The organism is Meiothermus cerbereus DSM 11376 (assembly GCF_000620065.1).
GTDB classification, from domain to species: Bacteria; Deinococcota; Deinococci; order Deinococcales; family Thermaceae; genus Meiothermus; species Meiothermus cerbereus.
In genome coordinates this window covers 176193-182751 of sequence record NZ_KK211061.1, presented here as the reverse complement: position 1 = coordinate 182751, position 6559 = coordinate 176193, and the positions used below count along the sequence as shown (strand labels likewise).

Sequence of the window (6559 nt, the reverse complement as noted above, 5' to 3'; positions counted from 1 at the left end):
CTCATGAGTCTGGCCCTACGGGAGTTTCAGCAGGAGGTGGACCCAGAGGGGCGGAAGGTTCTGGTGCTGCTTTTGGACAACGCAGGCTGGCACCGGGCCAAAGACCTCCAGGTACCGCCCGGTCTGCTGCTGCTGCACTTACCGCCCTACACCCCCGAGCTCTCCCCGGCAGAGCCGGTGGTGCCTTTGCTGCGGGAAGCGGTGGCCAATGAGAGTTTCCCCAGCTTGGAGGCTTTGCAAGAGCGTCTGGCAGAGCGGTGTGTCTATCTCCAGGAGCACCCCGAGGTCATCCGGGGGGTGGCGGGGTTCGGGTGGATTCCTGAAGAATGACTATCTATCTAAGGTTGGTATTACCAGGTAATCGTCCCCACCCAGATCCAGCCCCAGCACCCGGTCTTCCACGGCATCACGGGCGGTAAGAAACAAAATAGCCCCCTCAAACCCCCCCTGGCGGAGTTGCTGGGCCAGACGAAAACCCGCATCATCCCCCTCTGGCAACATCACATCCAGGACAATCAGGTCGGGCTCGAGCTCATCCACCAGCTTCTGGGCCTGGTCAAGGTTATCGGCCCACTCTACCTCGTAGCGCTCCCGTCGCAGCAAGGCCAGCAGGGGCCCTGCCAGACCCGCTTCGTCCTCGACCAGTAAAATCCGCATGATTGATCCTTCTGAATGCTACAGTACGTGTCGGTAAGCGGACACCCCTTCCTGAGCCTTTGACCCTGCCGGCCTTCATCACCAGCCTAAAACCAGGTGGTAAACAGGAAATTAATCTGTAGCCAGCGAGACAAGGGGTTTATCAGCCCGCCGGTCGGCTTCAGCCTGTACCTGCTCGAGGGCCTGGCGCAGCACCTCAACCCCAGCTCCCCGCCGACAAGCCCGCTCCGAAAGCAGTCTGCGCCACAAGCGACCCCCCGGCTGCCCCTTGAACAGGTTCAGCATGTGGCGGGCAATGGCCCACAGGGGCGTTCCCTGCTCGAGCTGGGCTTCGGCGTAGAAGAGCATGGCCTGGGCCACCTCGAGCCGGTTTGGCCAGCGGTTCAGGCCAAAAAACCGCGCATCGGCCCGCTCGAGCACAAAGGGGTTCTCGTAAACCGCCCGTCCCAGCATGACCCCATCCACCCGCTCCAGGTGGGCCTGGGCTTCGTCCAGGGTTCGCACCCCCCCGTTCAGCACAATGGTCAGGTGGGGGAAGTCCTGCTTGAGTCGGTAGACCCACTCGTAGCGCAGGGGCGGCACGGTGCGGTTTTCAGCGGGCGAAAGGCCCCTGAGGTAGGCCTTGCGGGCATGGATGATAAAGACCTCGATACCCACATCCGCTAGTTTTTCGACAAAGCGCGCCACATAGCGGTAGTCTTCTAGCTCATCTACCCCTAGGCGGTGCTTGGCCGTAACGGGGATACGCACCGCCTGCCGCATGGCGGCCATGCACTCGGCCACCCGCTCGGGCTCGAGCATCAAGCAGGCCCCAAAACCTCCCCCCTGCACCCGCTCCGAGGGGCAGCCCAGGTTCAGGTTAATCTCGTCGTAGCCCCACTTTTCGCCAATGTGCGCTGCGGTTGCCAGTTTTTCCGGCTGCGAACCCCCAAGCTGCAAAGCCAGCGGGTGCTCCTCCGGGCTGAAATCCAGCAGCCGGGGCCGATTTCCCAGCAGGATGGACTGATCCACCACCATCTCGGTATAAAGCCGTGTCCGCCGGGTTACCAGCCGCAACAGGTAGCGAAAGTGCCGGTCTGTCCAGTCCAGCATGGGCGCGACAGAAAGCACGTGAGGGCTTGGGTTCTGGGTAATCGGGGCCATCGTCAAACCTTTAGCGGCGCCGGGTTAGGCTGGCTGGCAAGACAGGGCCATGGGCACAGCACCCCTCCATAATCCAGCCTGGTTTTAGCCACCAATTTGCTTTTCGCATCCAGCCAACCGCTTTCCTGGCGTTTAGATCTGGCTTGCCAGCACTTCCTGGGGCGATACCCGTTTTGGCTCGCGGAACTCGATGTCTTCCCACTCGCCTTCCTCGATGACCTCGAGGCCAGGGTTCTGCTGGCGGAAATAGGCCACCACTTCCTGCACCAGGTCGTCTGGGGTAGAAGCCGCCGAGGTAATGCCAACCGAGCGCACCCCCTCGAGCCACTCGGGGCGGATATCCTGCACTGTATTGATGCGCTCGGCCCGGCCCACCAGGCTCTGGGCTAATTCGAGTAGCCGCATCCCGTTTGAAGAGGTCAGGCTGGTCAGCACCAGAAACATATCCACCTTGGGCGCAATTTGCTTTACGGCATCCTGGCGGTTTTTGGTGGCATAGCACAGGTCGTGGCGGCTGGGCACCACCAGCCTGGGGAAGCGCTGTTTGAGAATTTCAATGGTCGCCAGGGTGTCGTCTACCGAAAGGGTGGTCTGGGTCAGCACCACCACCTTCTCGGGGTCGGGCACCTCCACGGTACGGGGGTCGGCCAGGCGGGGGTCGCGCCCCACATGGGTATGCACCGCTACCAGAATGGTGCGCTCCGGCGCTTCACCCCGGGTTCCCTTGATCTCCTGGTGGTCGGCAGAGTCGCCAATGAGCAGAATCCAGTAGCCTTCTCTGGCGTAGCGCCTGGCCTCAGTATGAACCTTGGTCACCAGGGGACAGGTGGCGTCAATCTGGTGCAGATTGCGCTCAGCCGCCTCGGTGCGCAGCCGGGGGGGAATCCCATGCGCGGAAAAAACCACGGTATCGCTGAGCTTCTTACCCGCTTTTGCCAGCTCGCCACGCAGCTGCTCCACCTCGGCCAGGTCTTCGACAAAATGCACGCGGTGTTGTTCCTGCAGGCGTCTGAGCACGATGTCGTTGTGGACGATGGCGTGATACACCACCAGCTCCCCCTCATCCTGGAGTTCTTTAGCCGCCTTTTCCACCGCTTCGATGGCCATCACCACCCCAGCACAAAAACCCCTGGGCTTGGCCAGATATACGCGTTCCACCATATCAAGAACCTACCTTAGCACAGCACGCCCGCTGGCTATGTAATACCAGGTGGGGTCAGATCGTCACCAGACCTCCCAGACCACTAGGGTTGTTTGCTCTTTCTGCTGGGCCCCGCCTGAAACACTGGCCGTAGCAGCCTGAACATACAGGAGGGCTTGACCTTCTAAGCGGAATGCTCCAGGTGGGGTTCATATCAGACCGCATAAAGCGCCGAGTATTTAAGGTTCAGATTGTCGATCAAGAACTGCGGGTTCAGATCCTGGCCGGTTACCACGCGCACCAGATCGCGGGGCCAGTAGCGGCTACCCTGGTGGTGGATGTTCTTGCGCGTCCATTCCAGCAGGGGGGTGAACTCCCCCTGGGCAAACTGCGCCTCGAGCGACCCCAGCTCCTGTTCGGCCCTGGCAAAAAACTGCGCTGCGTAAAGGTTGCCCAGGGTGTAGGTGGGGAAGTAGCCAATCAACCCCGCCGACCAGTGCACATCTTGCATTACCCCATCCCGGATTTCCGCTGAGCGAACCCCTAAGTATTCCTGGTATTTAGTATCCCAGGCCTCGGGCACATCGTCTATGGATAACTCACCGCGCAAGAGGGCCAGTTCTACCTCGAAGCGAATCATGATGTGCAGGTTGTAGGTGACTTCGTCGGCCTCTACCCGGATCAGGCTCGGCTTGACCTCGTTGATGGCGAAGTGAAAATCCTCGAGGCGCACATCGCCCAGCGATGAAAAGTGTTGCTGGGCTCTGGGCCAGAAGTGGCGCCAGAAGCCCAGGCTACGGGCCACCAGGTTTTCCCAGGTACGGCTTTGCGACTCGTGGATACCCAGCGAGATTTCGCTGCCCATGGGGGTACCGAAGTGCTCGGGCAAGAGCCCCTGTCCATAGAGCCCGTGCCCCATCTCGTGCACAATGCCAAAAAATCCGGCGTTGAAGTAGTCCTCATAGTAGCGGGTGGTCAGGCGCACGTCGCCGGGGCCGATGCCCTGCATAAAAGGGTGGGCCACCACGTCGAGGCGGCCCGCCTCGAGGTCAAAGCCTATTTTTGCCACGACCTCCCGTCCAAAGGCTTCCTGGGCGCTTTGGGGAAAGTGGCGGTGCAAAATGCTGGTGTCGGGCTTGCGTGTGCTGCCATCCAGCCGCTTCAGCAGCTCCACGGTGGCCTGGCGCAGCCGGGCAAAGACCGGCTCGAGCTGCTTTGTGGTAGCCCCCGGCTCGTACTGATCAAGCAGGGCATCGTAGGGCTCGTCCTGGTAGCCAATGGCATCGGCAAGCTCACGGGTAAGGCCAAAGATTTTTTTGAGCGTTGGCCTAAAAGCCTCCCAGTCGTTCTTGGGTCGGGCCTGCTGCCAGATGGCCTCGCCCTCGCTGGTGGCCTGGGCCAGTTCAACCGCCAGCCGCTGGGGAATTTTGCAAGCGTGATCGTAGGCCCTGCGCCACTCCCGCACATTCACTGCCTCCACCGACTCCGGGGGCCCCAGCCAGTCCGAGCCCTCTACAACCGCCAGCATCTCGCCAACGCGGGGGTCGGTGGCCCGCTGGTGCAGGAGCTTGGCCAGCGCGGCCTGCATCTGGGCCCGGTGGGCATGGCCCTTGCGCGGGATATAGGTGGCCTGATCCCAGCCGGCCAGCCTGCCAAAGGAGGCCAGATAGGCGGTTTCTCTGCTGTGTTCCCAAAGCCATCGGTATGCTTCTTGCATCATACCTGCCCATCATAGCGGTTCGCTCTTTTTGCTGGGGCCCCCGCCTGAAGTACGGCTGAGGGCTGCTCACAAATCCAGCCGGCTTTGACCTGCGCTAAACAGAAACTTCAGATGGGGTACATAACGTAATCTCCCAGTTCAATGGCCCGCACTGAATGCATCCCTCGAGCAAGCTTACCCTTTCACAGCTCCAGCCGTTAGCCCGGCCACGATGCGCTGCTGGAAGATGAGCACCATAATCACCAGCGGCACCGTCACCACCACCGAAGCCGCCATAATCGAGCCCCAGGGTATCTCAAAGGGAGTAGCCCCACCAAAAGATGCAATGGCCACCGGAACCGTGCGGACATTGTTGCCGATGGTAAAGGTCAGGGCAAAGAGGTACTCGTTCCAAGCTGCAATGAAAGCCAACAAACCGGTGGTAACCAGACCGGGGCCAGTGAGGGGCAACATCACCCGGAGCAAGGTTTGTATGGGTGTTGCACCATCCACATAGGCGGCCTCCTCGAGCTCCCGCGGCAACCCCCGGAAGTAGCCGGTCAGCACCCAAACTGTAAAGGGTAGGGTAAAAAGCAAGTAAGAAAGAATCAAACCCGCGTGCGTATTGAACAGGCCCGTCTCCCGCAACAACACAAACATGCCCGAGAGCACCGATACCTGTGGGAACATGGTCATGGCCAGCACCAGGTAGAGCACGGCGTTTTTGGGAGGAAAGCGCAGCCGGCCCAGCGCGTAGGCCGCCATCACGCCCATCACCAGGCAAATTAGGGTGGCACCTCCTGCCACAATAAGTGAGTTGAGTAGGTTCCGGCCAAACTCCGCACCGCTGAATACGTTCTGGTAGTGCGAAAGGGTAAATGGGACGGGCAGGAAGCTCGGGTTCGGGCTAAACAGGGCATCGCTGGTCTTAAAGCTGCTGATGATGGCCCAGTAAAAGGGAAACACGCTGTAGACCACAATAAATGCCACCAACGCATAGAACAGCAACCGCCCCAGGTAGTAGCTCACGCCTTTAGTCCTCACCGCGCACCCCCTTTCCGGCTACACGCATGTACAGCACAACAAAGATAAAGATGATAACCAGGATGGCTACCGATACGGCAGAACCGTAACCCAAGTCCTGAAAATCAATCAGGGTCTGGCGGTTGTAGATGGCCAGGCTGCGGGTAGCGGTATTAACCCCCACCATCACGAAGATCACATCGAAGACCCTTAGTGCGTCCAGGGTGCGAAAAATGAGGGCCACCACCAAGGCCGGGGTCAAGAGCGGGAGGGTTAACGTCCAGAACTGCTGCCAACGGCTGGCCCCATCGATGTCGGCCGCCTCGTAGATGTCCGAAGGGATGAGCTGCAAACCGGCCAGCAACAACAAGGCCATAAACGGCGTGGTTTTCCAAACATCCACCGCAACCATGGCCCACAGCACCGTATTGGGGTTGGCCAGGAAGGCAATTTTGTTGGCAACCAAACCGGTGTTGAGCAAAATCACGTTGATGACCCCGTAGATGTCGTTGAGCATCCACTGCCACATCTTGGCCGATACCACCGTGGGGATGGCCCAGGGAATAAGAATGGCGGCCCGCACGATACCCCGACCCCTGAAGTTGGAGTGAATCACCAGGGCGATGGCCAGGCCCAGCACCGTCTCCAGAAAGACCGAGGCCACGGTAAAGCGCAGGGTATTCCAGAGCGCACCTCTAAAGTCGGGGTCTTGCAGCAAGAAAATGTAATTCTTGAAACCAACAAACTCGGTTGGTTCTACAAAAGAGATATCGGCCCGGTGAAACGAGTAGTAAAAAACCTGAGCCAGCGGATAGCCCGCCACAAACGCCACCACCAGTAGCGTGGGCAATACCAGTAGCCAGGCTAAACGGGTTTGTCGAATAGTGAGCATCCAT

6 protein-coding genes and 1 pseudogene are annotated in these 6559 nt (G+C 59.8%); 1 reads left to right on the top strand and 6 read right to left on the bottom strand.

Annotation, left to right across the window (positions count from 1 at the left end; genetic code table 11):
* The coding region (locus Q355_RS16065) for a transposase (RefSeq protein ID WP_027877364.1) at positions 1 to 330 on the top strand (330 nt) is incomplete at its 5' end.
* A 15-nt stretch (positions 331 to 345) separates the two neighbouring features.
* On the opposite strand, the pseudogene Q355_RS16060 reads toward Q355_RS16065, so the two are convergent.
* The 6 genes and pseudogenes from Q355_RS16060 to Q355_RS0113920 all read right to left on the bottom strand — a co-directional run.
* Positions 346 to 657 (bottom strand): annotated as a pseudogene (locus Q355_RS16060) (response regulator); the annotation flags it as partial.
* Positions 658 to 768: 111 nt separating this feature from the next.
* The gene (gene dusA / locus Q355_RS16055) at positions 769 to 1800 is read right to left on the bottom strand and encodes a tRNA dihydrouridine(20/20a) synthase DusA (protein WP_036259656.1); all 1032 of its coding nucleotides are present in this window, start codon (positions 1798 to 1800) and stop codon (positions 769 to 771) included.
* A gap of 132 nt (positions 1801 to 1932) precedes the next feature.
* The gene (ispH, locus tag Q355_RS0113935) at positions 1933 to 2961 is read right to left on the bottom strand and encodes a 4-hydroxy-3-methylbut-2-enyl diphosphate reductase (protein ID WP_027878339.1); all 1029 of its coding nucleotides are present in this window, start codon (positions 2959 to 2961) and stop codon (positions 1933 to 1935) included.
* Between the two features lie 194 nt (positions 2962 to 3155).
* Positions 3156 to 4661 carry a carboxypeptidase M32 gene (locus Q355_RS0113930; RefSeq protein ID WP_027878338.1) on the bottom strand — a complete coding sequence of 502 codons (1506 nt, stop codon included), beginning with the start codon at positions 4659 to 4661 and terminating at the stop codon, positions 3156 to 3158.
* A 174-nt stretch (positions 4662 to 4835) separates the two neighbouring features.
* Positions 4836 to 5684 carry a carbohydrate ABC transporter permease gene (locus Q355_RS0113925; RefSeq protein ID WP_211247180.1) on the bottom strand — a complete coding sequence of 283 codons (849 nt, stop codon included), beginning with the start codon at positions 5682 to 5684 and terminating at the stop codon, positions 4836 to 4838.
* Positions 5674 to 6555, bottom strand: a complete 882-nt coding sequence (locus Q355_RS0113920; RefSeq protein ID WP_027878336.1) for a carbohydrate ABC transporter permease — start codon at positions 6553 to 6555, stop codon at positions 5674 to 5676. Before Q355_RS0113920 ends, Q355_RS0113925 begins: the two co-directional genes overlap by 11 nt.
* Between the last annotated feature and the right edge of the window lie 4 nt (positions 6556 to 6559).

Coding starts and splice junctions, on each gene's coding strand:
- dusA (WP_036259656.1), bottom strand. CDS start 1,800: ATGGCCCCGATTACCCAGAACCCAAGCCCTCACGTGCTTTCTGTCGCG.
- ispH (WP_027878339.1), bottom strand. CDS start 2,961: ATGGTGGAACGCGTATATCTGGCCAAGCCCAGGGGTTTTTGTGCTGGG.
- Q355_RS0113930 (WP_027878338.1), bottom strand. CDS start 4,661: ATGATGCAAGAAGCATACCGATGGCTTTGGGAACACAGCAGAGAAACC.
- Q355_RS0113920 (WP_027878336.1), bottom strand. CDS start 6,555: ATGCTCACTATTCGACAAACCCGTTTAGCCTGGCTACTGGTATTGCCC.